Source organism: Dactylosporangium sp. CS-033363 (assembly GCF_050942475.1).
Taxonomy (GTDB): Bacteria; Actinomycetota; Actinomycetes; order Mycobacteriales; family Micromonosporaceae; genus Dactylosporangium.
Genome location: NZ_CP192032.1, coordinates 10,524,465 through 10,547,897, shown reverse-complemented (window position 1 = coordinate 10,547,897; position 23,433 = coordinate 10,524,465). Strand labels below are relative to the sequence as shown.

23 protein-coding genes are annotated in these 23,433 nt (G+C 72.5%); 14 read left to right on the top strand and 9 right to left on the bottom strand.

All coding sequences use genetic code 11. The annotated features are described in order from the left end of the window. Positions 1–4 precede the first annotated feature (4 nt). The 6 genes from ACQPZ4_RS48670 to ACQPZ4_RS48645 are packed head-to-tail and all read right to left on the bottom strand — an operon-like array spanning position 5 to position 6,577. Positions 5–1,138 (bottom strand): vWA domain-containing protein, encoded by a 1,134-nt coding sequence (locus tag ACQPZ4_RS48670; RefSeq protein ID WP_433052820.1) that lies wholly within the window; start codon positions 1,136–1,138, stop codon positions 5–7. Beyond that, positions 1,110–1,970: an AAA family ATPase gene (locus tag ACQPZ4_RS48665; RefSeq protein ID WP_433052817.1), complete on the bottom strand. Its 861-nt coding sequence runs from the start codon at positions 1,968–1,970 to the stop codon at positions 1,110–1,112. Before ACQPZ4_RS48665 ends, ACQPZ4_RS48670 begins: the two co-directional genes overlap by 29 nt. Further along, positions 1,967–2,848, bottom strand: a complete 882-nt coding sequence (locus ACQPZ4_RS48660; protein ID WP_433052814.1) for an XdhC family protein — start codon at positions 2,846–2,848, stop codon at positions 1,967–1,969. The genes ACQPZ4_RS48665 and ACQPZ4_RS48660 overlap by 4 nt, the downstream gene beginning before the upstream one ends. Continuing rightward, entirely contained in the window at positions 2,848–5,226 is a 2,379-nt protein-coding gene (locus ACQPZ4_RS48655; protein WP_433052811.1) for an aerobic carbon-monoxide dehydrogenase large subunit, read from the bottom strand. Before ACQPZ4_RS48655 ends, ACQPZ4_RS48660 begins: the two co-directional genes overlap by 1 nt. Then, positions 5,223–5,699, bottom strand: coding sequence for a (2Fe-2S)-binding protein (locus tag ACQPZ4_RS48650; RefSeq protein ID WP_433052808.1), 477 nt, complete (start codon positions 5,697–5,699; stop codon positions 5,223–5,225). The genes ACQPZ4_RS48655 and ACQPZ4_RS48650 overlap by 4 nt, the downstream gene beginning before the upstream one ends. Positions 5,700–5,701: 2 nt before the next feature. Continuing rightward, positions 5,702–6,577, bottom strand: a complete 876-nt coding sequence (locus ACQPZ4_RS48645) for an FAD binding domain-containing protein (protein WP_433052805.1) — start codon at positions 6,575–6,577, stop codon at positions 5,702–5,704. A gap of 72 nt (positions 6,578–6,649) precedes the next feature. Between ACQPZ4_RS48645 and ACQPZ4_RS48640 the strand changes: the two genes are divergently transcribed. The 4 genes from ACQPZ4_RS48640 to ACQPZ4_RS48625 all read left to right on the top strand — a co-directional run bounded on the left by ACQPZ4_RS48640 (position 6,650) and on the right by ACQPZ4_RS48625 (position 10,690). Further along, a complete protein-coding gene (locus ACQPZ4_RS48640; protein ID WP_433052802.1) occupies positions 6,650–7,501 on the top strand; it encodes a spermidine synthase in 852 nt (283 codons plus the stop codon). Between the two features lie 68 nt (positions 7,502–7,569). Beyond that, positions 7,570–8,655: a branched-chain amino acid aminotransferase gene (locus ACQPZ4_RS48635; protein ID WP_433052799.1), complete on the top strand. Its 1,086-nt coding sequence runs from the start codon at positions 7,570–7,572 to the stop codon at positions 8,653–8,655. 112 nt (positions 8,656–8,767) lie between these two features. Beyond that, positions 8,768–10,213: a DUF1996 domain-containing protein gene (locus tag ACQPZ4_RS48630; protein ID WP_433052796.1), complete on the top strand. Its 1,446-nt coding sequence runs from the start codon at positions 8,768–8,770 to the stop codon at positions 10,211–10,213. Positions 10,214–10,327: 114 nt separating this feature from the next. Next, the gene (locus ACQPZ4_RS48625; RefSeq protein WP_433052793.1) at positions 10,328–10,690 is read left to right on the top strand and encodes a response regulator; all 363 of its coding nucleotides are present in this window, start codon (positions 10,328–10,330) and stop codon (positions 10,688–10,690) included. Here ACQPZ4_RS48625 and ACQPZ4_RS48620 read toward each other — a convergent pair. Continuing rightward, positions 10,650–11,342 (bottom strand): response regulator transcription factor, encoded by a 693-nt coding sequence (locus tag ACQPZ4_RS48620; RefSeq protein ID WP_433052790.1) that lies wholly within the window; start codon positions 11,340–11,342, stop codon positions 10,650–10,652. The genes ACQPZ4_RS48625 and ACQPZ4_RS48620 overlap by 41 nt on opposite strands. A gap of 42 nt (positions 11,343–11,384) precedes the next feature. Here ACQPZ4_RS48620 and ACQPZ4_RS48615 point away from each other — a divergent pair, with 42 nt between their 5' ends. Together ACQPZ4_RS48615 and ACQPZ4_RS48610 are read left to right on the top strand one after the other, a co-directional pair. Beyond that, on the top strand, positions 11,385–13,271 hold the full coding sequence (locus ACQPZ4_RS48615; RefSeq protein WP_433052786.1) for a GAF domain-containing protein: 1,887 nt from the start codon (positions 11,385–11,387) through the stop codon (positions 13,269–13,271). A gap of 148 nt (positions 13,272–13,419) precedes the next feature. Continuing rightward, entirely contained in the window at positions 13,420–13,668 is a 249-nt protein-coding gene (locus ACQPZ4_RS48610; protein WP_433052783.1) for a hypothetical protein, read from the top strand. A 35-nt stretch (positions 13,669–13,703) separates the two neighbouring features. On the opposite strand, the gene ACQPZ4_RS48605 is transcribed toward ACQPZ4_RS48610, so the two are convergent. Continuing rightward, a complete protein-coding gene (locus ACQPZ4_RS48605) occupies positions 13,704–14,687 on the bottom strand; it encodes a coiled-coil domain-containing protein (protein WP_433052780.1) in 984 nt (327 codons plus the stop codon). A gap of 225 nt (positions 14,688–14,912) precedes the next feature. Here ACQPZ4_RS48605 and ACQPZ4_RS48600 point away from each other — a divergent pair, with 225 nt between their 5' ends. The 8 genes from ACQPZ4_RS48600 to ACQPZ4_RS48565 all read left to right on the top strand — a co-directional run bounded on the left by ACQPZ4_RS48600 (position 14,913) and on the right by ACQPZ4_RS48565 (position 22,704). Beyond that, entirely contained in the window at positions 14,913–15,131 is a 219-nt protein-coding gene (locus ACQPZ4_RS48600) for a hypothetical protein (RefSeq protein ID WP_433052777.1), read from the top strand. Further along, positions 15,128–16,513: a hypothetical protein gene (locus ACQPZ4_RS48595; protein WP_433052774.1), complete on the top strand. Its 1,386-nt coding sequence runs from the start codon at positions 15,128–15,130 to the stop codon at positions 16,511–16,513. The genes ACQPZ4_RS48600 and ACQPZ4_RS48595 overlap by 4 nt, the downstream gene beginning before the upstream one ends. A gap of 50 nt (positions 16,514–16,563) precedes the next feature. Further along, a complete protein-coding gene (locus ACQPZ4_RS48590) occupies positions 16,564–16,929 on the top strand; it encodes a response regulator transcription factor (RefSeq protein WP_433052771.1) in 366 nt (121 codons plus the stop codon). Then, positions 16,926–18,953 (top strand): ATP-binding protein, encoded by a 2,028-nt coding sequence (locus ACQPZ4_RS48585; RefSeq protein ID WP_433052768.1) that lies wholly within the window; start codon positions 16,926–16,928, stop codon positions 18,951–18,953. The genes ACQPZ4_RS48590 and ACQPZ4_RS48585 overlap by 4 nt, the downstream gene beginning before the upstream one ends. 134 nt (positions 18,954–19,087) lie before the next feature. Then, on the top strand, positions 19,088–20,059 hold the full coding sequence (locus ACQPZ4_RS48580) for a hypothetical protein (RefSeq protein ID WP_433052765.1): 972 nt from the start codon (positions 19,088–19,090) through the stop codon (positions 20,057–20,059). 109 nt (positions 20,060–20,168) lie between these two features. Beyond that, on the top strand, positions 20,169–20,843 hold the full coding sequence (locus tag ACQPZ4_RS48575) for a hypothetical protein (protein ID WP_433052762.1): 675 nt from the start codon (positions 20,169–20,171) through the stop codon (positions 20,841–20,843). Between the two features lie 111 nt (positions 20,844–20,954). Continuing rightward, on the top strand, positions 20,955–22,292 hold the full coding sequence (locus ACQPZ4_RS48570; RefSeq protein ID WP_433052759.1) for an MFS transporter: 1,338 nt from the start codon (positions 20,955–20,957) through the stop codon (positions 22,290–22,292). Then, the gene (locus ACQPZ4_RS48565; protein ID WP_433052756.1) at positions 22,285–22,704 is read left to right on the top strand and encodes a MarR family winged helix-turn-helix transcriptional regulator; all 420 of its coding nucleotides are present in this window, start codon (positions 22,285–22,287) and stop codon (positions 22,702–22,704) included. Before ACQPZ4_RS48570 ends, ACQPZ4_RS48565 begins: the two co-directional genes overlap by 8 nt. Here ACQPZ4_RS48565 and ACQPZ4_RS48560 read toward each other — a convergent pair. Beyond that, positions 22,701–23,426: a diguanylate cyclase domain-containing protein gene (locus ACQPZ4_RS48560; protein WP_433052753.1), complete on the bottom strand. Its 726-nt coding sequence runs from the start codon at positions 23,424–23,426 to the stop codon at positions 22,701–22,703. The genes ACQPZ4_RS48565 and ACQPZ4_RS48560 overlap by 4 nt on opposite strands. Positions 23,427–23,433: the final 7 nt, after the last annotated feature.

The following is a 23,433-nucleotide window of genomic DNA, read 5'->3' as shown; positions in this document are numbered from 1 at the left end:
AGCATCACCGGCCCCCTGCTCGGAGCGCTTCGAGCAGGGGGCCGATCGCGTCCAGGGAGTGCCCGCTGACCACGGCGTCGCAGTGCGGCCACGCGGCCGCCATGCCGCCCACCAGCGGGCGGTAGCGCGGGCTCTGGGTCCGCGGATTGACCCACACGATCCGGTGGGCCAGCCGGCGCAGGCGGGCCATCTCGGCGCCGACCTGGGCCGGGTCGCCGGTCTCCCACCCGTCGGAGACGATCAGGACCACCGCGCCGCGAGCCAGACCCCGGCGTCCGAAGTCGTCGTTGAACCGCCGCAGCGCCGCCCCGATCCGCGTCCCGCCCGACCAGTCCGGCGCCGCCTGCCCCGCCCGTTGCAGCGCCGCGGCCGGGGTCGTGCGCCGGGCCATCAGCCGGGTGAGCCGGGTCAGCCGCGTGGCGAACGTGAACACCTCGGCCCTTGAGGCGCCGGCTGCGCAGTACAAGAGCTGGATCATCGCCCTTGCATAGGGCTCCATGGACCCGGAGATGTCGCACAGCACCAGGAGCCGCCGGGGCTTCTCGCGCCGGGTCCGGCGGGGCAGGTGCAGCGGCTCGCCACCCGTGCGCCGGGCCTTGCGCAGGGCGGCCCGCAGGTCGATCTGACGGCCGTCGGCACCCGGGCGGAAGCGGCGGCTGCGCCGGGGCGGGGTGGCGAACCGCAGCAGCTTCATCATCTCGGCCAGGCGGGCCAGCTCGTCCTCGCTGAGCGTGGCGAAGTCGCGCGAGGCCAGCCGCTCGGCGGCGCTGCCCGACACCCCGACCTGCACCTCTCGCAGCGAGCCGGACCTTCCCGAACCATCCGAGAAGTCCGACACGGACGAACCGGAGCTGGGGAGCGCGCCGGCGGCGTTCATGTCCCCGCGGAACTCGGCGATGTCGGTGTATCCCCGGAAGACGGCGTCGAAGACGGCGTCCAGCAGCGCGAAGTCCGAGGGCGACGACACGAGCGTCGCGCGGGCGCAGCGATGCAGGTCGTCCACCGTCCGCGGATCGAGCACCGCGATCGCCTGGGTGAAGCGGGCCGCACGATCGGGCCCGACGGAGAGCCCGGCCTGGTGCAGCGCCGCACCGAAGGCGGCGACGAGATCAGCCAGCGATGTCGGCGAGAAGGGCACGCGCCGCCTCCTCGTCCTCGCGGTACTTCAGCACCGCCCCGAGCGTCAGCTCGGCCGACCCCGCGTTGAGCGGCAACCCGAGCAGCTGCAGCGCGTTGGCCCACGAGATCGCCTCGGCCACACCCGGCGGCTTGACCAGGTCCAGCCCGCGCAGCCGGGAGACCGCGCCGGCCACCCCGGTCACGAGCGGCTCGCCGGCCCCGGGGACGCGCCGGGCGATGATGGCGGCCACGCGGGCCTGGTCGGGATAGCCGATCCAGTGGTACAGGCAGCGCCGCAACAACGCGTCGTGCAGGTCCCGGGTCCGGTTGGAGGTCAGCACCACGATCGGCGGCACGGCGGCGCGCCGGGTGCCCAGCTCCGGGATGGTGACCGCGCCCTCGGCGAGCAGCTCGAACAGGAACGCCTCGAACTCGTCGTCGGCCCGGTCGATCTCGTCGATGAGCAGCACCGCCGGCCGCGGCCCCGGATGCTCGATGGCGGCCAGCAACGGCCGGCGCAGCAGGTACTCCGGCGCGAACAGGTCCGCCTCGCGCGGGGTCTCGCCGCGCGCCTCCGCGAGCCGGATGCCGAGCAGCTGGCGCGGATAGTTCCACTCGTACAGCGCCTCCGCCGCGCTGAGCCCCTCGTAGCACTGCAGCCGGATCAGCGGCGTGTCCAGTGTGGACGCCAGCGCACCCGCCGCGGCCGTCTTGCCCACGCCGGGCTCGCCCTCCAGCAGGATCGGCTGCCGCAGCCGCACCGCGAGGAAGAGGGCCGTCCCCAGCCCCTCCTCGGCCAGGTAGCCCTGCCGGTCCAGCCCGGCGACGAGCGCGTCGACGTCGTCGATCACAGGTACCGCGCCGGGTCGTCGGCGAACGCGCTCCGGCAGCCGCTGCCGCAGAAGTAGTACACGGTCCCCTCGTGTTGGTAGTGCAGTGCGCCCGGCACGACCGCGACGTCCATGTTGCACACCGGATCCTTGGCGGTCGCGACGGCGGCCGCCGGCGCCGTCTGCCGGGGGCGGACGGCGATGATCTCGGCGACCACGGACAGCGCGATCTCGTGCGGCGTCCGCGCGCCGATGTCCAGGCCGGCCGGTGCCTTGACGGTCGCTCGCTCGGCGTCGGTCACGGAGAGCTCGCCGAGGACGGCCGCCGCGCGTTTGCGGCTGGCCACGAGCGCGATGTAGGGCGTCCGCGCCTTGACCGCGGCCGCCAGGATCTCCAGTTCGTCCCGCCCGTGCGAGGCGACCACGACGGCGTCGGCGTCCAGCGGGACCGGGTCGTCGAGCGAAACGGCCCGCCGAGCCTCCCAGCCCACCGACCGCACGACGTCGACCAGGGCGCGGGCGACCGGCGCCTCACCGAAGACGAAGACCAGCGGCGCCGGGATCATCGCCTCCAGAAAGATCTCCAGGGTGCCGCCGGACAGGCATGGATTCGCGACCGTCAACAGGCCCTCGGCGCCCGGCCGCGCCTCCGGCTCGGCGTCGTCGGGCGTGATGCGCAGCAGCGTCGACTCGCCCGTCTCCAGCAGCTGCAGCCCCTGCAGGCGCACCGTCGACTCGGCGCAGGTGCCGCCGACGAAGCCCTCCATCGTGCCGTCGGGCAGGACCAGCGCGCGGTCGCCGGCCTTGGCGCTGGTGGGGCGCTCCGCCCGCACCACCGTCGCGAGAACGAACGGGGTGCGGGCGTCGCGCAGTTGGTCCGCGCGGTTGAGGAGGTTCATCAGCTGATGGCCAGGTCGGTCCGGATCGGGTTGCCCTGCACGGCCCGCCAGACGTTCGACGGCGTCAGGGGCATGTCGGCGTGCCGGACCCCGAACGGCTTGATCGCGTCGAGCACGGCGTTGACCACCGCGGCCGGGGAGCCGACGGTGGCCGACTCGCCGACGCCCTTGGCGCCGATCGGGTGGTGCGGCGACGGGGTGACGGTCTCGCCGAGCTCCCACGACGGGCATTCGAGGGCCGTCGGCAGCAGGTAGTCCATGAGCGACGCGCCGAGGTGGTTGCCGTCCTCGTCGAACGCCATGAGCTGCATGAGGGCCATGCCGATGCCGTCGGCCAGGCCGCCGTGCACCTGCCCCTCGACGATCATCGGGTTGATCCGCACGCCGCAGTCGTCGACCGCGATGAACCGGCGCACCTTGACCTGGCCGGTGGCCGGGTCGACGTCGACCACGCAGACGTACGCGCCGAACGGGTACGTCAGGTTCGGCGGGTTGTAGACCGTCGTCGCGTCGAGGTGGCCCTCCACGCCCTCGGGCAGTTCGAGGCTGGAGTGCGCCGCCATGGCGATCTCCTGGATCGTCCTGCCCTGGTCCGGGTCGCCCTTGACGAAGAAGCGGCCCTTCTCCCAGTCCAGGTCGTCCGGGGACACCTCCAGCATCGCCGAGGCCACGATCCGGGCCCGGTCGCGGACCTTGCGCGCGACGATCGCCGTGGCCGCGCCGCTGACGGGGGTCGAGCGCGATCCGTACGTACCGAGGCCGAAGGGGGTCTGATCGGTGTCGCCGTGGACCACGTCGATGTCGTCGGGGGAGATGCCGAGCTCCTCGGCCACGATCTGGGCGAACGTGGTCTCGTGGCCCTGCCCCTGGGTCTGCACCGACAGCCGCAGGACGGCCTTGCCGGTCGGGTGCACCCGCAGCTCGGCGCCGTCGGCCATGCCGAGCCCGAGGATGTCCATGTGCTTGCGCGGGCCGGCGCCGACACCCTCGGTGAAAAAGCTCAGGCCGATTCCCATGTACTGCCCGAGCTCCCGCTTCTCCGCCTGCTCCCGGCGCAGCTCCTCGTAGCCGACCATGTCCATCGCCAGCCGCAGGGCCCTCGGATAGTCGCCGGAGTCGTACTCCCAGCCGGTCGGCGTGGTGTACGGGAACTGCTCGGGCCGGAGCAGGTTCTTCATCCGCAGCTCGGCCGGGTCCATCTTCAGCTCGTAGGCCAGCACGTCGATCATGCGCTCGACGAGGTACACGGCCTCGGTTATCCGGAACGAGCAGGCGTACGCCACTCCGCCCGGCGCCTTGTTGGTGTACACGCCCGTGACGTCGCACGAGGCGGCCTCGAGGTCGTAGGAGCCGGTGAAGATGTGGAAGAAGCCGGCCGGGAACTTGGTCGGCTGGGCGGTGCCGTTGAAGGCGCCGTGGTCGGCGAGCACGTTGACCCGCAGCGCGCGGATCTTCCCGTCCTTCGTCGCCGCGATCTCGCCGCGCATGTGGTAGTCGCGGGCGAACGCGGTGGACGTCAGGTGCTCGTTGCGGTCCTCCATCCACTTGACCGGCTTGCCGGTGACGATCGAGCCGACGATCGCCAGCACGTAGCCGGGGTAGATGCCGACCTTGCCGCCGAAGCCGCCGCCGATGTCGGGCGAGATCACCCGGATCTTGTGCTCGGGCAGGCCGGCCACCAGCGCGTACACGGTCCGGTGAGCGTGCGGCGCCTGCGTGGTCGAGTAGATCGTGAGCTTGCCGCTGACCTTGTCGAAGTCGGCGACCGCGCCGCAGGTCTCCAGCGGCGAGGGGTGCACCCGCGGGTAGAGCACGTCCTCGGCCACGACGATCTCGGCGTCGGCGAAGACCGCGTCGGTCTTCTCCTTGTCCCCGGCGCTCCAGTCGAAGATGTGGTTGTCCGTCTTGCCCTCCTTGTCGTCCCGGATGACCGGGGCGCCGGGGGCGAGGGCCTGCTTGGCGTCGGCCACGACCGGCAGCGGGTCGTACTCGACCTCGATGAGCTCCAGCGCGTCGCGCGCGATGTAGTGGCTGTCGGCCACCACGAACGCGACCTCCTGGTTCTGGAAGCGCACCTTGTCGGTGGCGAGCACCGCCTGCGTGTCGTACGACAGCGTGGGCATCCAGGCCAGCTTCAGCGTCTCCAGCACGGCGCCGGTGATGACCGCCTTGACGCCCGGCAGCGCCTCGGCCGCGCTGGTGTCGATCGAGACGATCCGGGCGTGCGCGTAGGGGCTGCGCAGGAACGCCCCGTGCAGCATGCCGGGCAGCCGCACGTCGTCGACGTAGTTGCCCTTGCCCCGCACGAACCGCGCGTCCTCCTTGCGGTGCATGCGGCCGAAGCCCATCGGCGTCTGGTTCTCCTCGGTGACCGTCATGCCTCCGCCGCCTCCTTCGGGTGCTCGGCCGCCCAGCGGATCGAGCGGACGATGTTCTCGTAGCCGGTGCAGCGGCAGAGCTGACCGGAGATCGCCTCGCGGATCTCGGCCTCGGACGGGTCGGGGTTGCGGTCGAGCAGCGCGCGGCCGCAGACCAGCATGCCCGGGGTACAGAAGCCGCATTGCAGTCCATGGCACTGCACGAAGCCCTGCTGGATCGGGTCCAGCCCGTCCGCGCCCTCCAGGCCCTCGACGGTGCCGACCTGCTTGCCGTCGGCCATGACCGCGAGCACGGTGCACGACTTCACCGGCACGCCGTCCAGGGTCACGGTGCATACGCCGCAGTTGGAGGTGTCGCAGCCCCAGTGCGTGCCAGTCAGGCCCAGTTCGTCGCGCAGGAAGTGCACCAGCAGCAGGCGGGGTTCGACGTCGCGGGTGTGCTGCTCCCCGTTGACCGTCACGGTGATCTGCATGCTCAGGCCTCCAGCCCTTGCGCTCGGGCGGCCGCGGCGCGCAGCGCGCGCGTGGTGAGCTCGCCGGCGAGGTGCCGCTTGTAGTCGACCGGGCCCCGCTGGTCGGCGACCGGGTTGGTGTGCTCGGCGGCGATGCGCCCCGCCTCGGCGAACGTCTCCTCGGTGGCCGGCTTGCCCACCACGAACTCCTGGGCCTCGGCCGCCCGGAAGTGCGCGGCCCCGACCGCGGCCAGGCCGATGCCGGCCGCCTGCACGGTGCCGCCGGAGATCCACAGTGCGGCCCCGGCCGCGGCGACCGCCCAGTCGCCCACCCGTCGCTCGACCTTGAGGTACGCGGAGCCGCCGCCCGGCCGGATCGGCACCTGGATCTCGGTGAGCAGCTCGCCCGCCTCGACCACGGTCTCGTACGGCCCGACGTGGAACTCGGTCAGCGGCACGGTCCGCGCGCCGCCGGCACCCTGGATGACCACGGACGCGTCGACGGCGGCGAACGCGGCCGACAGGTCCTCGGCCGGGTCGGCCTGGCACAGCGAGCCGCCGACGGTGCCCCGGTTGCGCACCAGCGGGTCGGCGATCACCTTCTCCGCGTCGGCGAAGATCCGGTAGTGCTCCTCGACCAGCGGCGAGGCGAGCAGCTCGGCGTGCCGCGTCAGGGCGCCGATCCGCAGCTGCGAGCCCTCGACGCGGATGTAGGACAGCTCGGCCACGTCGTTGATGTCGATCAGTGCGGTCGGCCGGGCCAGCCGCAGCTTCATCATCGGGATGAGGCTGTGGCCACCGGCGATCACGCGGGCGTCCTCGCCGTACTCCGCGAGGAGCTGCAGGGTCTGACCGACGCTCGTGGCTCTGGCGTATTCGAATGCGGCGGGTACTTGCATCGCGCCTCCGGTCTTTCGGATCCAGACAGAGGCATCGTCGTCCTCTTTCGGGCGTCAATGCAAGATTGACCGGTGGGCGGACGGAAGCGCGAGACGGGCATCGCCGAGCGGGTCGACGGCGGGCTGGCCGAGCTGTGCCCGGACGACGGGCGGCCGGGCCGGTGGACGCTGCTGCTGGACGGGTACCCCCAGTCGGCCCTCGACCTGGAGGAACCGCGCACGCTCGACTTCGAGTACATGCGCCGGGTCGCGTCGGTCATCGATGCGATGGCCCCGGCCGGCGCCCCGCTGTCGGTGCTGCACCTGGGCGGCGGGGCGCTGACCCTGCCGCGGTACGTGGCGGCGACCCGGCCCGGCTCGGCCCAGCGGGTGGTGGAGCGGGACGCGGCGCTCATCGCGTTCGTGCGCAAGCACCTGCCGCTGCCGCGCGGGGCCGACATCCGGGTCCGGGCGGCCGACGCCCGGGAGGCGGTCGAGTCGCTCGCCCCGGGCCGCTTCGACCTGGTCATCGCCGACGTCTACGGCGGGGCCCGGGTGCCGGCCCACCTGGCGTCGCTGGAGTTCCTGACCGCGGCCTCCCGGCTGCTGCGCCCGGGCGGGATCTACGTGGCCAACCTGGCCGACGGGGCCGGGCTCGGCTTCGCCCGCGGCCAGGCGGTGACCCTGCGCCGCCTCTACGGCGAGGTCGTCCTGCTCGCCGAGCCGTCCGTGCTGCGCGGCCGGCGGTTCGGCAACGTGATCCTGGTGGCGGCGGCCGAGCCGGGGCGCATCCCGCAGGCGCGGCTGGCCCGGGCCGGCGCGGGCGATCCGTTCCCGGCCCGGCTGGTGGCCGAGAACGACCTCACCGACCTGATCGCGGGGGCAAAGGTGGTCACCGATGCGACAGCGGTTCCGTCGCCCGCGCCCCCGGCCAACTTGTTTTGAGTGGTTATTACCGCCCAGTCCCCGGGATTCAGCTTAGGGATCGTTCAGGAAGCGCTTACAGTTCCGGGATGCTCGAATTCGACATCGTCCCGGCCGAGCGCCGCCCGGCGGACGAGCGCGCCGCCCTGCTCGCCGACCCCGGGTTCGGCCGCATCTTCACCGACCACATGGTCACCGTCCGCTATGCCGAGGGGGAGGGCTGGCACGACGCCCGCCTGATCCCGTTCGGGCCGCTGTCGCTCTCGCCGGCGACCGCGGCGCTGCACTACAGCCAGGAGCTGTTCGAGGGGCTCAAGGCGTACGCGCTGCCGGACGGCGGGGTCGGCCTGTTCCGCCCCGAGGCCAACGCGCGCCGGCTGAACGCGACCGCCGAGCGGCTGGCCATGCCGGCGCTGCCCGAGGAGTTGTTCCTGAAGGCGGTGCGCACGCTGGTCGAGGCGGACCGGGAGTGGGTGCCGACCGGCGAGGGGCAGAGCCTCTACATCCGGCCCTTCATGATCGCCATGGACCCGTTCCTGGGGGTGCGGCCGTCCTCGGAGTACCTCTTCGCGGTCATCGCCTCCCCGGCCGGCGGCTACTTCTCCGGCGGGGCCAAGCCGGTCACGGTCTGGATCTCCCAGGACTACTCCCGGGCCGCGCCGGGCGGGACGGGCCACGTGAAGGCGGCCGCGAACTACGCGGTGAGCCTGCGCGCCCAGGCCCAGGCCCAGGACGCGGGCTGCGACCAGACGGTCTTCCTCGACGCGGTCGAGCACCGCTGGATCGAGGAGTCGGGCAGCATGAACCTGTTCTTCGTGCACGGCTCGCCGGAGGCCCCGGTCCTGGTGACCCCGCCGCTGAACGGCTCGATCCTGCCCGGCGTCACCCGCGACTCGGTGCTCGCGCTCGCCCGGCACCGCGGCTGGACGGTCAGCGAGCGGCCGTACTCGGTCGACGAGTGGCGGGCCGACGCGGCCGACGGCACGCTGCTGGAGACCTTCGCCTGCGGCACCGGCGTGGTGATCACCTCGATCGGCCGGGCCCGCTCGCAGGACGGCGAGTTCGCCATCGGCGGCGGGGCGGAAGGCCCGGTCACGGCGGCGATCCGCGACGCGCTCGTGGGCATCCAGCGCGGCCGCGCCGAGGACCCGTTCGGCTGGTCGGTCCGCCTCTGAAGTGGCCGTGAACTGGCTTAGCCGAGGTTTACGTTCCACTTAGAGACCTTGAGAGAGCGCTCTCCGGATCGTACGGTCGGGCCACAGACCAGCGCACCGGAGGACGTCCACGATGCCGCTCGACCCCCGGCTGAACCCGTATCGGGTTCCGCCGAGCCGACCGCCGCAGCGGCGCCGAACCCTGCTGGCGCTGCTCGCGATCCCCGTCCTCGGCGCGCTGGCGACCAGCCTGATCCTCACCACGACGGCCGGCGCCGAGCAGGTCGACACGGCCGGCGTGGTGCAGGCCGAGGCCTGGACGGCGCAGAGCGGGGCGCGGACCGAGAACACGGCCGACGCCGGGGGCGGCAAGAACGTCGGGTGGCTGGCCGACGGCGACTGGATGCGCTACGACAACGCCGACCTCGGCGGCCCGGGCTCGCTGACCGCGAGCGTCCGGGTCGCCGCGGCCAGCCGGGCGGGCGGCACGATCGAGCTGCGGGCCGGGGCGCGCGACGGCGAGCTGCTGGCGAGCTACCCGGTCGGGTACACCGGCGGCTGGCAGAACTGGACCACCAAGACCGCGGTCAGCGGCACCCGGCTGACCGGCCCCCAGACGCTGTTCCTGCTGTTCAAGAGCCCGCAGGCGGGCGACTTCGTCAACGTCAACTGGCTGCAGTTCAAGCGGACCCCGACCGCGGTGCTGCCCGGCTCGCCGACCCCGGCCCCGGTCTCCGACATCGTCGATCCCGAGCAGCAGAAGGCCGACACCGCCGCGTTCTTCGCCCGCCGGCCCGCGCCGGTCACGAACAACCCGGTCAAGGTGCCCGAGTTCCACGCCACCTGCACGGTGAGCCACCACGGGCCCGACGACCCGATCGTCTTCCCCGGCCTGCCCGGCGCCTCGCACGACCACACGTTCCTGGGCAACCGGTCGACCAGCGCCGCCTCGACGGCCGAGTCGCTCTACGCGGCCGGCACGACGTGCACGCCGGCGCAGGACCACAGCGCGTACTGGATTCCGACGCTGTACCAGAACGGCAAGGTCGTGGACCCCAAGGAGGTGACCGTCTACTACGGTTCCCGCCTCAAGGACCCGAGCAAGACCCAGCCGTTCCCGTTCGGGCTGCGGATGATCACCGGCGACGCCAAGAACCAGAGCGACACCCCGGACAGGCAGGGCAACCACTTCTGGTGCGCGGGCGTCGGCGGCGAGACCGGCCGGACGGCGGGCGGCGAGTACCCGGTCTGCGCGAAGACGGCCGAACTCGTCCGCCAGATCACCTTCCCGGACTGCTGGGACGGCGTGCATCTGGACACCCCCGACCACAAGGCGCACATGGCCGACGGGGACCACACCGGGGCGTGCCCGGCCAGTCACCCGGTGCCGATTCCGTCCGTGTCGTTCGTCATCGCGTATCCGCTCAACACCGACACGAGCGGCATCACCCTCTCGTCCGGCAACGGATTCTCCATGCATGCGGACTTCTTCAATGCGTGGGAGCCGGATGCGCTGGCCCAGCGCGTGCGGGACTGTCTCGACCAGGGCTACAAATGCAACGCGCAAGGCACGTTCTAAACCCTTTTTCTAGAACGATTCCAGACCAGAGGTCACCCGCCGCCACGGGTGGCCTCTCTTCTTTTCCGGTTAGCAGCAAAGGCGTACCACCCCGGCCCGTGGCACGGTTCAAGAATGACGATCCGCTGTGTCATCGTCGACGACTCGGAGCGGTTCCGGGCGAGTGCCCGGAAACTCCTTTCGACCCAGGGCATCGCGGTGGTCGCGACGGCCTCGGACAGTCGGCAGGCCCTGCACGCGATCGAAGAGCAAGAGCCGGATGTCGTACTGGTGGATGTCGGCCTGGGCGCCGAGAGCGGATTCGACCTGGCCGCCCGCATCCGCCACGGTGCCGTCATCATGGTCTCCAGCCTCGCCCCGGACGACCTGGCGGAGCTGCTCGCGGGCAGCCCGGCCATCGGCTACCTGCCCAAGGACCAGCTCTCGGGCTGCGCGATCACGGACCTGTTGCAGAGGATGCCGCTTCGAGAAAGGTGAGCACCGCGAGGACCCGCCGGTGCGTCTCGTCGGTCTCGGGCAGGTCCAGCTTGGTCAGGATCGAGCGGACGTGCTTCTCGATCGTGCCCTCGGTGACCCACAGCGCCTTGGCCACGCCGGCGTTGGAGCGGCCCTCGGCCATCAGCGCGAGCACCTCGCGCTCGCGCGGGCTCAGCACGTCCAGCGGATCGCGGCGGCGGTGGGCGGCCACCAGCTCCTGCACCACGGCCGGGTCGACGACGGTGCCGCCGTCGTGCACCCGGTGCAGCGTCTCCACGAAGTCGTCGACGTCGGTGACGCGGCTCTTGAGCAGGTAGCCGATCCGCTCGCCGCTGGCCAGCAGCTCGATCGCGTGCTCGACCTCGACGAACGCGGACAGGACCAGGATCGCCACCGACGGGAAGCGCACCCGGATCTCCCGGGCCGCGGCCAGACCCTCGGTCGTGTGGGTCGGCGGCATGCGGATGTCGACCACCGCGATGTCCGGGCCGCTCTTCTCCACCAGCTCGAGCAGGTGCGGGCCGTCGTCGGCGAGTCCGGTCACATCGAATCCGTGCCGGTCGAGGAGGCTCGCCAGCCCCTCGCGCAGCAGCACGTCGTCGTCCGCGATCACCACTGACCGGCGCAGTGCCGCGCTCGCCTCGAATGCCATCAAATCCAACATATCCCTGCGAACCGGGGTAGTCACCACCCCATGCACGGGGGGTTGACCGTCCGGCTCGCGGTGATCAGCGCGTTGTTCACCGTCATGATCAGCGCGGCGTTCGCGGTGATCCTCGTGTCGGTCTACCAGCTCCGCGCCTCGGTCATGGTGGTCACCCAGGCGGAGCGAGCCGTCTCGGCCAGCAACACCCTCGAGCGGCTGGTGCTGGACGTCGAGGCCGGGCGCCGCGGGTACGCCCTCACCCACGACCGGGAGCTGCTCGTGCCCTGGATCCGGGCCCAGCAGCAGATCCCCCAGCGGCAGCAGGAGCTCGCCTCGTCGGTGACCGGCAGCGCGACCCAGTCGGCCCGGGTGGCCAAGCTCAACTCGGACGTCACGGCGTACCTCGACCGCTACGCCGACCCGCGGGTCCTCAACGACGAGAAGGGCGACCCGGTCAACATCGACAAGGCCTCGATCACGGACGGCCAGAAACAGATCGCCGCGCTGCGCACCGAGTTCAACCAGTTCATCGACAGCCAGAAGCTGACCGTGGACCGGATGCACGAGGAGGCCCGGCAGGCCGGCAAGCGGGCCCTGATGGCCGGCATCTCCGGGTTCGTGGTCGCCCTGCTCGCGGTGGCCGTCCTCACCCGGTCCCTGGCGGTCATGGTGGTGCGGCCGCTGCACCGGATGGTGATGGCGGCCGACCGGGCGGCCGGGGGCGACCTGACGGTGCGGGTGGCCACGGACGGCCCCGAGGAGGTGGGCGCGCTGCAGCGCACGTTCAACTCGATGGTCGCCGCGCTGGACAAGGGCCGCACGATGCTCGGCGCGGTGGCGGCCGAACAGGCGGCGCTGCGCCGGGTGGCGACCGTGGCGGCCCGCGGCAAGCCCGCCGAGGACGTCTTCGCCGCGGTGACCGAGGAGGCCGGCAAGCTCTTCGGGGCCGACGCGGCCGTGCTGCTGCGCTTCGAGCCCGACGGCAACGGCACCGTGGTGGCCAGCTGGAGCCAGGACCCCGCGCACCGCGTCGGCCTGGGCAAGGTCAAGGTCAACGACGGCGGGGTGGCCGGGCAGGTGCTGCGCTCCGGGCGCCCGATCCGGCTGGCCGGGCTGCGCAGCGCCGACTTCCTGCAGCAGGAGTTCGGCGACGTGACCATCCGCTCGGCCATCGGCGCCCCGGTGCTCGTGGCCGGGCGCACCTGGGGTGCCCTGAAGGCCCTGTCGACCTGCGCCGCGCCGCTGCAGCAGCACGACGCCGAGCGGGCCGCCGAGTTCACCGAGCTGGTGGCCAGCGCGATCGCCAACTCGCAGGCCCGGGCCGACCTCACCGCGTCGCGGGCCCGGGTGGTGGCGGCCACGGACGAGAGCCGGCGGCGGATCGAGCGGGACCTGCATGACGGTACCCAACAGCGGCTCATCGCCCTGCTGCTCGCGCTGCGGGCCACGGAGACCCAGACGTCCGGGGGCGTGCAGGACCGGCTGCACGGCATCGGCAGCGACCTGTCGGAGGCGATCGACGAGCTGCGGGAGCTGGCCCGCGGCATCCACCCGTCGATCCTGTCGGAGGGCGGCCTGAAACCGGCCATCCGCTCCCTGGCCCGCCGGTCCCCGGTCCCGGTGGAAGTGCGCCTTGACCTGCCCGAACGGCTCGACGCCAAGGTTGAGATCGGGGTGTACTACGTGGTGGCCGAGGCCCTCACCAACGCCGTCCGGCACGCGCACGCGACGCTGATCTCGGTGAACGGTACGGTTGCCGCCGGCCGCCTGGAGATGGCCATCGAGGACGACGGCGTGGGCGGCGCGGACCCCGGCACCGGCACCGGGCTCACCGGCCTGGCCGACCGGGTGGCCGCGCTCGGCGGGAGCCTGCAGATCGCGAGCCGCCCCGGCAACGGCACCCGCCTGGGCATCTCCATCCCCTTGCGAGGGTGAGGCGTGTTGAGGCGGGCATGGAGGCCAGCAGGTATCGCGGGGTCGGAAAACCCGCAGGCGCTAAACCCCGCTGGCCGCGAGGCAACGGACAGTCGTCCGGAGGCACGGTGGATAAGTCATCCACACCCCCTTGAACAGGTGATCCACCATGACGAACCGCCCGGTCGACCCGGTGCTGTGCATGGCACTGTTCGTGTCCGACACCCCGTGCTTCTCCGACCCCGACGCCGCTACGGTCCGCGCCACGGTGGACAACACCTTGGACCGCCTCGGCCCCGAGGAGTGCTACGCCCGCGCCGCCGAGGTCTTCGGCGACCGCCCGGACGTCGCGCTCAACCGCATTCAGTGGGCCCGCTCCGTCTGCGAGCGCGCCCTGACCACCGCCGGCGCCCGCTGATCAGGTTTGCCGCAGGCTGCTTTTCGCAGATTGCGTCAAATCAGTGACAGATGGACGTGGTTCGTGTGGTCACTCGACGGGTCGCCGTTGCCGCCGCTGTATGCATGCCACCCGGCGGCCGGCGTCCACACCTGTCTGAACCAGATGACGTACAGCACGCCCAGCGAGGACGCGTTCTTCACGAAGAAGGCGGCCAGGTTGGTGCCGTACGTCTTGTCCGCCCCGCTCGCCACGCCCCCGAAGCCGTCCGACGCGGCGGCGAAGTCGCAGGCCCGGCCCTTCGGATGCTCGTAGGGCCCGGATGGGCGGAAACACGAGTAGAAGTGCGTGAAGCCGGCCTTCCGCGCCTCCTGCGCCGCGTGGTACGTCCGCGGTGTGATGCACCCGGTGGTCGTCGGGTCGTCGAGAATGCAGTTCTCGGCCGGCCATGAGCCGTCGGCGTTGCGCGGGGCCGGGGTCGCCAGCGGCGAGTTCACGTTGACGTAGCCGTCGGCCCGCCCCTTCATCTTGGCCAGCGCGGACTCCGCGTCGGCCTTTTTCTTCGCCTGGACCGCGATCTGCGCCTGCTGCTTGGCCACCTCGTCGTCGGCCGCCTTCTTGGCGTCCGCGAGCTCCTTCTCCAGCTTCGTCAGCCGCGCGATCTGCCGGTCGTTGTACTGCGCGATCGTATTGACCAGCAGGATGCGGTCCATGAACTGCTCGGGCGAGTCGGTGTTCACCAGCGCCGAGGTGAGCCGGACGTTGCCGCCGGTGCGGTAGGCCGCCGCCGCGATCACGTTCACGCTCGCGCGGACCGGCTCCAGCTCCTTCTGCATCGCGTCGACCTGCGCGGCCAGCTCGGCCTGGCGCTTCTTCGACTGGTCGAGCACGGCCTGGGCCTGCAGCCACTCCGTGTTGGCCGCGTCGAGCTTCTCGCCGAGCGTGAGGTCGGTGCCCTCGTTGGGGGCGCCCGTCGGATCACCTGGCGCGGCACCGGCGGGAGCGGCGAAGGCGCCGATCAGCACGAGTGTCGCAGCCATGAGGATGAGTACTCGGCGCCGCATGCCGGTGAGATTACCGAACCCGCGAGGCGCGGCCCAGCCGCAAGAACGCGGCCGGATGACTACCGAACGTGAGCCTGAACCTTCACCCCGCGACGGTCGTAAGCGCCTTTTCTTTTCGAACACTTGTCGGGCGTGTCGGATTCGGTCATCGACGGTTGCTTTGCTAGCGTGCCCGCTAGCAAACGGCTAGCGGGAGTGGTGTTGGAAGCGACAGAGAAGGCGGTGGCGATGCCGCCGCAGCGGCCGCGGTTCGAGCGGGTGCAGCTCAACACCCGGGTGCGGGTGGAGATCGAGCAGACCCTGCAGCGGTTCGTCGTCGACCACAACACCACGGTGCAGAGCTCCGTGGACCTCGCCCTGGCCGAATTTCTAGCCGCGCGGGGATACCCGTTGCCGGAAGACGACGGGAGAAGCCGGTGAGCACGCCGGGCATCAACGAGCTCGACGCCGATCTGCAGAGGACCGTCAAGCAGACCTCGTACATGCGGCAGCTGTTCTACTTCGTGGTGCTGCTCGTCGCCCTGGCCGGGCAGGTCTCCGGCGCGGTCGAGGCCCTCGGGATTCCGCTGATCTGGGCGATCCCCGCGGTCGGGGCCCTGGAGCTGGGCGGCATCGTGGTCCTCGCCAACGCCGACGTGCGCCGCCGGCTGGGCGAGAAGGCGACCGCCTCGCGCATCCTGTCCGCCGCCATCGCCGCGTTCGCGGTCGCGTTCAACTGGATGGCGCACGACAACAAGCTCCTCGCGGGGTTCTTCGCCGGCATGTCCGCGCTCGGGTACCTCGTCTGGCTGATGCACACCGAGAACCAGCGCCGCGATCGGCTGCGGGCCAAGGGCGACCTGCCGCCGACCACGCCCGCCTACGAGGTGGTCGGGCACTGGGTCCGCCACCCGTGGATCACGCTGCGGGCCAAGAACCTGGCCAAGGCCGACGTGAGCCTCGGGCTCTACACGTCGATCGCCGCGGCCCGGGCCGAGAAGCGCAAGGAGCAGCGCACGGCGGCCATCGCCAAGGTGCTGCACCGCAAGATCCGCTCGGCGGTGGACCCGAAGACGGCCGACATCGCGGTGGCCGTCTACGACCTGGACGAGATCGCCGTCCGGCTCGCCGACGGGGCCGACTACGACGGGCTGACCGCGCTCATCGCCGCCGACCTGGCCCCGGCCCGGCTGGCCGCGATCTCCGACAGCCCGCCGGCGCCGCCGGTGGCCCCGGCGGTCCCCGCGCTTCCGGTGCTCGACGCCGAGGAGGAGCAGCCCGCCCTGCCGACCGTCCCAAAAGCCCAGCCCGTCGCTAAGCGGGAGGTCGAGGACGCGGAGCGGCGGGCCGCCCGCGAGGCGGTGGCCCGGGCGACGGCCGCGACCGAGCGGGAGCCCGAGCTGGAGCCGCAGCCGGTCATCATGCCGCCGTCGCCGCTGGGTGGGCTGCGCGGCGAGCTGGAGGGCATCCTGCCGGCCACCCCGGCGCCGCCGCGCCCGCGCCGGGCCCGGACCGCGCCGGTGACGCACGAGATCGGTGAGGTGCTCGAGATCGCGGAGGAGCCGACCCTGACCCCGCCGACGATCATCCGGGAGGGGTCCCTGCGCAACCAGGTGTACCAGGTGCTGGAGGACAACGTGCCGGCGAACGACCGGCGCGACGTGGTGGCCCTGACGACCATGGTCGGCGACCTGCTCGACCTCGACGACGTGGAGCGGCTGACCGCCTCCAACTACGTGCGGAACTGGAAGAGCGAGGTCGACGCCGGCCGCCGCTCCGCCGTGAACGGCCGCCACCTGCAGGGAATTCTTCCGACGAAGTAAGGCTCGTCGCTCCGCTGCCGATCAGGGTGGCGGAGAGGCGGGTGGTTCCGATGGCCCGGTTGCTCGTGGTGGACGACGAGCCCGACGTCCGCGACCTGATCGTCAAGCGGCTCACCGCCGACGGCCACGACGTGCTCGCCGCGCAGGACGGGGCCGCCGCGCTCGAGGCGGTGGCCAGGCACGGCCTGCCGGAGGCGGCGATCCTCGACGTCGACCTGCCCGGCATGGACGGCATCGAGCTGCTGCAGCGGCTGCGGCGCGAGCGGGCCGACCTGCCGGCCATGTTCCTCACGGTGCTGTGGGACGGGGCGGTGGCGGCGCGGGCGCAGGAGACCGGCGCGCAGTACGTGCGCAAGCCGTTCACCGCCGAGGCGCTGCGGGCCGGGCTGGAGCGGGTCCTGCGGGGGGCCGGATGACCGCGTCCCTGCTGCGGACCGCGGTGTGGGCCGTCGTGTACGTCCTGGCGACGTACGCCGGCCGCAAGACCATCATGGACGGCTCCAGCCTGAGCCTGGTCTGGCCGGCCGCGGGCGTGTCCGTGGTCTGGTTCGCCACCCAGCGCAAGGCGAAGGCCCGCTGGCTCGACCCGATCGTGCTGGCCGCGATCACGGTCGCGGTCAACCTCGCCACCGGCGCGCCGACGCTGCTCGCGCTGTGGTTCGTGGTGGCCAACCTGGTCCAGGTCGCGGTCTTCATGCGGGTCCTGCACCGGCTGAGCCCGCACCTGTGGGGCGCCGGCGGGGACGAGCCGCTGGCCCGCTCGGCCGACCTCTGGCGGCTGGTCGCGGCCACGTGCCTGGGCGCCGGCGCGGGCGCGCTGGTCGGGCCGACCGCGGTGTGGCTGACCACCGACTCGTACGTGTGGACCGACGGGCTGGTGTGGTTCCTGCGCAACGCGGTGAGCATCCTGCTCATCGGGGCGGTCGGGCTGCGGCTGGGCTACCACTACAGCGCCGGCCGGCCGCTCATGCGGGCGGGTCCGGGGCGGCTGTTCGAGTACGCGGCGCTGATCGTCTGCTCGCTGACCGCCTACGGCCTCGGCTTCGGCGTGGCCCACCTGCCGCTGGCGTTTCCGCTGGTCGCGGTGACGGTGTGGGCGGCCCTGCGGCTGCACACCACGTTCGTCGTCCTGCACGACCTCGGCCTGGGCACCATCGCCGTGCTGTTCACGCTGCACGGCAACGGGCCGTTCGCGGCGGTGCCCTCGCTGCCCGTCCGCGCGCTCCTGGCGCAGGCGTTCGTCGGCATGATCGCGATCGTCGGGCTGGCCATCGCCCTGGGCCGCGACGAGCGCGCCGAGCTGCTGCGGCGGCTGACCGCGACCAGCCGGGAGGCGGCGGCCCACTCCCGCCTGCTGACCACGATCGTCAACTCGATGAGCGAGGGCGTCTCCGTGGTACGCCCCGATCACACCTGGATCATGCGCAACCCCGCCGCCATGGCGCTGCTGGGCGGCGTGACGAGCGGCGACGGCACGGTCGCCCACCCGGGCCACTACGGCCTCTTCCACCCCGACGGCACCCCGCTGCCGGGCGAGGAGATGGCCCACATCCAGGCCCTGGGCGGCCACGACGTGCGGGGGCAGGAGGTGCTGATCCGCAACGCCGGAGTACCCGAGGGAAGGATTCTGGACGTCAGCGCCACCCGGCTGCCGGACGAGGGCGGCGCCGTGGTCGTCTTCCACGACGTGACCGCCGAGCGCCGGCACCGCGACGAGCTCTCGTCCTTCGCCGGCGTGGTCGCGCACGACCTGCTCAACCCGCTCACCACGATCGACGGCTGGGCCGAGAACCTGGCCGACACCCTGGCCACCATGCCCCCCGGCGACCCGGCCGTGCGCGACGCGGGCGACAGCCTGGCCCGCATCACCCGCGCCTCGGCGCGCATGCGGCACCTGATCAACGACCTGCTGGCGTACACGACGGCCCGCAATGCCGCGATCGCGCCCGTCGACGTGCCGCTGCGCGACCTGGTCGTCGAGGTGACCAACGCGCGCACGGACCTGGCCGCGGCCGCGGGCACCCCGGCGCCGGAGTTCAGCCTCGGCCGGCTCGACGACGTGCAGGCCGACCCGGTGCTGCTCCGCCAGCTGCTGGACAACCTCGTCGGCAACGCGGTGAAGTACACGGCGCCGGGCACGGTTCCGCGGATCGAGATCGCCTCCACCGTCGACCGCGACGGGCTGGTCCGGATCTCGCTGGCCGACAACGGCATCGGCATCCCGGCCGGGCACCACGACGCCATCTTCACCAATTTCCACCGGGCCCACCGCTCCAGCGGGTACGCGGGGACGGGCCTGGGGCTGGCGATCTGCAAGCGCATCGTGGAGCGGCACGGCGGGACGATCGCCGCCACCGACAACCCGGGCGGCGGCTCGCGCTTCACGTTCACGCTCCCGCCGGCCACGTCCGTCCGAACCGTGAGCGGCGTCGCACCGTGACGCGAACGCCGTTCGCGCTCGCGCTGCGATCGTGAGCGGCGTCGCACAGTAAAGCGAACGCTCATTCTTGACGGGGGCGCCGCGCGGGTCCAGGCTAAAAAGAACGAACGAACGTTCTTTTTAAGGGGATCGTCATGCGCAAGGTCGCGGGAGTCGTCCTGCTCCTCACCGCACTGCTCAGCCTCATCATGGTGGCGTTCGCCTGGCCCGCGACCCGGTCCAGCGTGCACGACATCCCGCTCGCCGTGGCCGGGCCGGCGCCCGCGACCGCGCAGGTGGTGCAGCAGCTCGAGGCCAAGCGGCCCGGCGCCTTCGACGTGCGCACGGTCGCCGACACCGCCGCCGCCGAGCGACTCATCAAGGACCGCGAGGTGTACGGCGCGATCGACCTCACCTCCGGCAAGCCCCAGCTGATCATCGCCTCCGCGGCCAGCCCGGCCGTGGCCCAGGCGCTGCAGCAGGTGGCGGCCGGCCTGAGCCAGTCGCCGAGCGAGGTGGCCGTGCGCGACCTCGTCCCGCTGCCGCCCGACGACCAGCGCGGGGCCGGCCTCGCCGCCGGGGCGCTGCCGCTGGTGCTCGGCGGCATCGTGGCCGCCGGCCTGCTCACCGCGCTCATCGCCGGGACCGGCCGCCGGGTCGCGGGCGCGCTCGCGTTCGCGGTGACGGGCGGGCTGGCGCTCGTGGCCATCCTCCAGTACTGGCTCGGCTCCCTCGAGGGCGACTACTGGGCCAACAGCGGCGTCGTCGCGCTGTCCATCGCCGCCACCGCCCTCGCCATCCTCGGCCTGGAGTCGCTGCTCGGGCCGCGCGGCCTCGCGATCGGGGCGGCCATCATGATGCTGCTCGGCAACCCGCTCTCGGGCCTGACCAGCGCGCCGGAGATGCTGCCGGCGGGGTGGGGCGCGTTCGGCCAGTACCTGCCGCCGGGCGCGGCCGGGTCCCTGCTGCGCAGCACCGCCTTCTTCGACGGCGCGGGCGCGTGGCCGCACGTGCTGGTGCTCGCCGCCTGGGCGGTCTTCGGCCTGCTCCTGGCCGGCATCGCCGCGGTCCGCAAGAGCCGCCGTCCGGTCGAGCCCGCCAAGGAGCCCGAGCTGGTCGCCGCCTGAGGCTCACAGGTGACTGCCAAGGTCCGGTAGGCCCGGTGCCAGGGTGCGCCGCGATCGTTGCTGGTGAGCGGCTCCCCTGAGCGGGCCGCCGGACTCCAGGGGAGCACCAATGACCACGCCGACCACTGACCAGCAGCAGCCCGTCGACGCCGCCCCGGTCTGGGCCACGCCGCAGCAGCCCCCGGCGCCGCCCGCCGGGCTCCCGCCGGCCGTGACTCCGGCGCCGGCCGCGAAGTCGAACCGGGTCAAGACGATCATCGTGGGCGTGGTGGCGGCGCTGGTGATCGGTGGCGGCGGGTACGCGGTGGTCAAGGCGGCCGGCGGCTCCTCGTCGACCACGACGCAGCAGGCCGGGCCCGGAGGCGGCAACGGGCAGGGCGGGCCGGGCGGCGGCATGGGCGGGGGCGGCATGGGCGGCGGCGGTTCGACCGGGCTGTCCGGCGCGCTCTACGGGGACTTCACGGCGTCCGACGGCAACGGGGGGTACACGACGAAACGCCTCCAGACCGGGACCGTCACCGAGATCAGCACCACTTCGATCACGGCCAAGAGCGCCGACGGGCACACGACGACCTTCGTCATCGGCTCCGCCACGTCGGTCGACAACGGGCAGGACCAGGTCTCCGACATCCAGACCGGCGACACGGTGACGGTGGTCGGCACCGTAGACGGCTCGACCGCCACCGCGACGACGATCACCGACACGACCCTGAACCAGGCCAACGGCAACACCGGCCCGCAGGGCGGCAACATGCCTGGCGGCACGACCAACCAGACCAATTAGAACGTGATGTAAACCGCAAGCCCTTGGCGCCGACCAGTTTGTTGTACGAACATAACTATTATGGTCGTACAAACACGTGGTCGGCGCCTGCTCATTCTCGGCATCTGCTGCATGAGCCTGCTCATCGTCGGCCTCGACAACACGATCGTGAACATCGCGGTCCCGGCGATCGGGCGCGACCTGGACGCGCCGCTGTCCGGGCTGCAGTGGGCGATCGACGCGTACACGCTCGTGCTGGCCAGCCTGCTGATCATGGGTGGCTCGACCGCCGACCGGCTCGGCCGGCGACTCGTCTTCCAGATCGGCCTGGTGATCTTCGCGCTCGGCTCGCTGCTGTGCGGGCTGGCCCCCTCGCTGGGCTGGCTGATCGCGTTCCGGGTGGTCCAGGCGGTCGGCGGCTCGATGCTCAACCCGGTCGCCATGTCGATCATCACCAACGTGTTCACCGACCGCCGCGAGCGCGCCCGGGCCATCGGGGTCTGGGCCGGGGTCGTCGGCATCAGCATGGCGCTCGGTCCGGTCGTCGGCGGCCTGCTCGTGCAGACCGTCGGCTGGCGGACCATCTTCTGGATCAACGTGCCGATCGGGATCGCCGCGATCGTGCTCACCGCGCTGTTCGTGCCCGAGTCCAAGGCGCCCCGGCCGCGCAAGGTCGACGTGCCGGGTCAGATCATCGTGCTGGTACTGCTCGCCAGCGCCACTTTCGCCATCATCGAGCACCAGGCGCTGGTCGGCCTGGTCGCCGTGGCCGCGCTGGCGGCCCTGCTGGTGATCGAGCCGCGCCGGCCCGAGCCGCTCATCGACGTCACGCTGTTCCGCAGCCCCCCGTTCGCGGGCGCCACCTCGATCGCCGTCGCCGCGTTCGGCGCGCTGGCGGGGTTCCTGCTGCTCAACACGCTGTACCTGCAGGACGTGCGCGGCCTCTCCCCGCTGCACGCCGGCCTGCTCACGCTGCCGATCGCGGCCATCACCGTCGTCCTCGGCCCGGTCTCCGGCCGGCTGGTCGGTTCGGTCGGGCCGCGCCCGTCGCTGCTCGTCGGCGGGGCCGGGATCATGGTCAGCGGGGTGCTGCTGACCACGCTCACGCCGCACACGCCGCTGTTGTGGATCGTCGCCGCGTACGTCGCGTTCGGCATCGGCTTCGCCATGGTCAACCCGCCGATCACCGTCACCGCGGTCTCCGGCCTGCCGGTGTCCCAGGCCGGCGTGGCGGCCGCGTTCGCCTCGACCAGCCGCCAGTTCGGCTCGGTGCTGGGCATCGCCGTCCTCGGCGCCGTGGTCACCGCGGGGCTGCACGGCCGCGGGATGGCCGCCGGCTTCAGCCCCGCCAGCCACGCGGGCTGGTGGATTGTGGCCGGGTGCGGTGCGGCGATCCTCATCATCGGTACGCTCACGACCAGCCAGCGGGCGATCAGCCGTCAACCCGATGCGGAGCTCGTCGATGCCTGAACCAGATCCGGACCGTGCGGCCGCCGTCTGGCGCGCCATGCTCGCCCTGGTCCACGAGCGCCACGACCGCCGCAAGGAGGTCAGCGAGGCGCTGGACCTGAGCTTCGTCCGGATCAAGGCCCTGCGCCGGCTGGCCGGCTCCCCGCTGACGATGCGGGAGCTGGCGGCGCGGCTGTCGACCGACGCCCCGTACACCACGCTGGTCGTCGACGACCTGGAGCGCCGCGGCCTGGTGCGGAGGGAGCCGCACCCCTCGGACCGGCGGGCCAAGCTGGTCACCGCGACCGACCTGGGCCTGCGCGAGGCCCGGCGCGCCGAGGACATCCTGGCCGAGCCGCCGCCGCAGATGATGACGCTGACCGCGGACGAGCTGGACGAGCTGGCGCGCCTGCTGGCGAAGCTCGAAAGCTAAGCCGTCGACACCCGGAAGGTGGCGCGGGCCGTCAGGGACCCGGCGCCGGTCGGGAACGGGCGGTCGAACGCGGCCCGGAGGGCGGGGATCAGCCGGTCGGCGGCCTCGGCGTCCGCGCCCGGCAGGAGGACCGCGAAGTCGTCGCCGCCGAGGCGGGCCGTGATCGCGCGGTGCGGGGCGGTGCGGGTGCCGGCGTAGGCCGCGTCGCGGAGGCGGTGCGCGACGCCGATCAGCAGCTCGTCGCCGGCCTGGTGGCCGTGGGTCTCGTTGACCGCTCGGAAGCCGTCCAGGTCGATGTGGATGGTGACCGCCGGGCCGGCGCCGAAGACCCGGAGGTGCTGCCACAGGGAGACGCGGTTGGGCAGGCCGGTGAGCTCGTCGTGGTAGGCGGCGTGGTGCAGCGACTCCTCGTAGACCCGGTGGGCGCTGACGTCCTGGGCCGTCCACAGCGCGATCGAGCCGCCCTCGTCGGGTACGGGCGAGATGAGCAGGTCGCCCGCCGTGCCGTCGGGGCGGGTCACCCGGATCTCGACGGGGTCGCTGCCCGGGGGCAGGGTCAGGCCCTCCGGGCCCAGCAGGTCGCGGGCCAGTGGGTTGACCGGCCGGGTGAGGCCGTCGGGGCCGGTGAGCAGCAGCGGGGCGGGGAAGCGGCGCAGGAGGGTGTGCAGCAGCGCGGCCTGCTCCCGGTTGCGCCGCCGCAGGCCCAGCCAGGACAGCGACATGCACCTG

Bases quoted from the DNA above. Each gene is read 5' to 3' on its own strand.
- ACQPZ4_RS48615 (WP_433052786.1), top strand. From the start codon at position 11,385: ATGCACGGGGGGTTGACCGTCCGGCTCGCGGTGATCAGCGCGTTGTTC.
- ACQPZ4_RS48590 (WP_433052771.1), top strand. From the start codon at position 16,564: ATGGCCCGGTTGCTCGTGGTGGACGACGAGCCCGACGTCCGCGACCTG.
- ACQPZ4_RS48655 (WP_433052811.1), bottom strand. From the start codon at position 5,226: ATGACGGTCACCGAGGAGAACCAGACGCCGATGGGCTTCGGCCGCATG.
- ACQPZ4_RS48645 (WP_433052805.1), bottom strand. From the start codon at position 6,577: ATGCAAGTACCCGCCGCATTCGAATACGCCAGAGCCACGAGCGTCGGT.
- ACQPZ4_RS48605 (WP_433052780.1), bottom strand. From the start codon at position 14,687: ATGGCTGCGACACTCGTGCTGATCGGCGCCTTCGCCGCTCCCGCCGGT.
- ACQPZ4_RS48575 (WP_433052762.1), top strand. From the start codon at position 20,169: ATGACCACGCCGACCACTGACCAGCAGCAGCCCGTCGACGCCGCCCCG.
- ACQPZ4_RS48560 (WP_433052753.1), bottom strand. From the start codon at position 23,426: ATGTCGCTGTCCTGGCTGGGCCTGCGGCGGCGCAACCGGGAGCAGGCC.
- ACQPZ4_RS48625 (WP_433052793.1), top strand. From the start codon at position 10,328: ATGACGATCCGCTGTGTCATCGTCGACGACTCGGAGCGGTTCCGGGCG.
- ACQPZ4_RS48635 (WP_433052799.1), top strand. From the start codon at position 7,570: ATGCTCGAATTCGACATCGTCCCGGCCGAGCGCCGCCCGGCGGACGAG.
- ACQPZ4_RS48565 (WP_433052756.1), top strand. From the start codon at position 22,285: ATGCCTGAACCAGATCCGGACCGTGCGGCCGCCGTCTGGCGCGCCATG.
- ACQPZ4_RS48650 (WP_433052808.1), bottom strand. From the start codon at position 5,699: ATGCAGATCACCGTGACGGTCAACGGGGAGCAGCACACCCGCGACGTC.
- ACQPZ4_RS48610 (WP_433052783.1), top strand. From the start codon at position 13,420: ATGACGAACCGCCCGGTCGACCCGGTGCTGTGCATGGCACTGTTCGTG.
- ACQPZ4_RS48585 (WP_433052768.1), top strand. From the start codon at position 16,926: ATGACCGCGTCCCTGCTGCGGACCGCGGTGTGGGCCGTCGTGTACGTC.
- ACQPZ4_RS48630 (WP_433052796.1), top strand. From the start codon at position 8,768: ATGCCGCTCGACCCCCGGCTGAACCCGTATCGGGTTCCGCCGAGCCGA.
- ACQPZ4_RS48580 (WP_433052765.1), top strand. From the start codon at position 19,088: ATGCGCAAGGTCGCGGGAGTCGTCCTGCTCCTCACCGCACTGCTCAGC.
- ACQPZ4_RS48660 (WP_433052814.1), bottom strand. From the start codon at position 2,848: ATGAACCTCCTCAACCGCGCGGACCAACTGCGCGACGCCCGCACCCCG.
- ACQPZ4_RS48620 (WP_433052790.1), bottom strand. From the start codon at position 11,342: ATGGCATTCGAGGCGAGCGCGGCACTGCGCCGGTCAGTGGTGATCGCG.
- ACQPZ4_RS48570 (WP_433052759.1), top strand. From the start codon at position 20,955: ATGAGCCTGCTCATCGTCGGCCTCGACAACACGATCGTGAACATCGCG.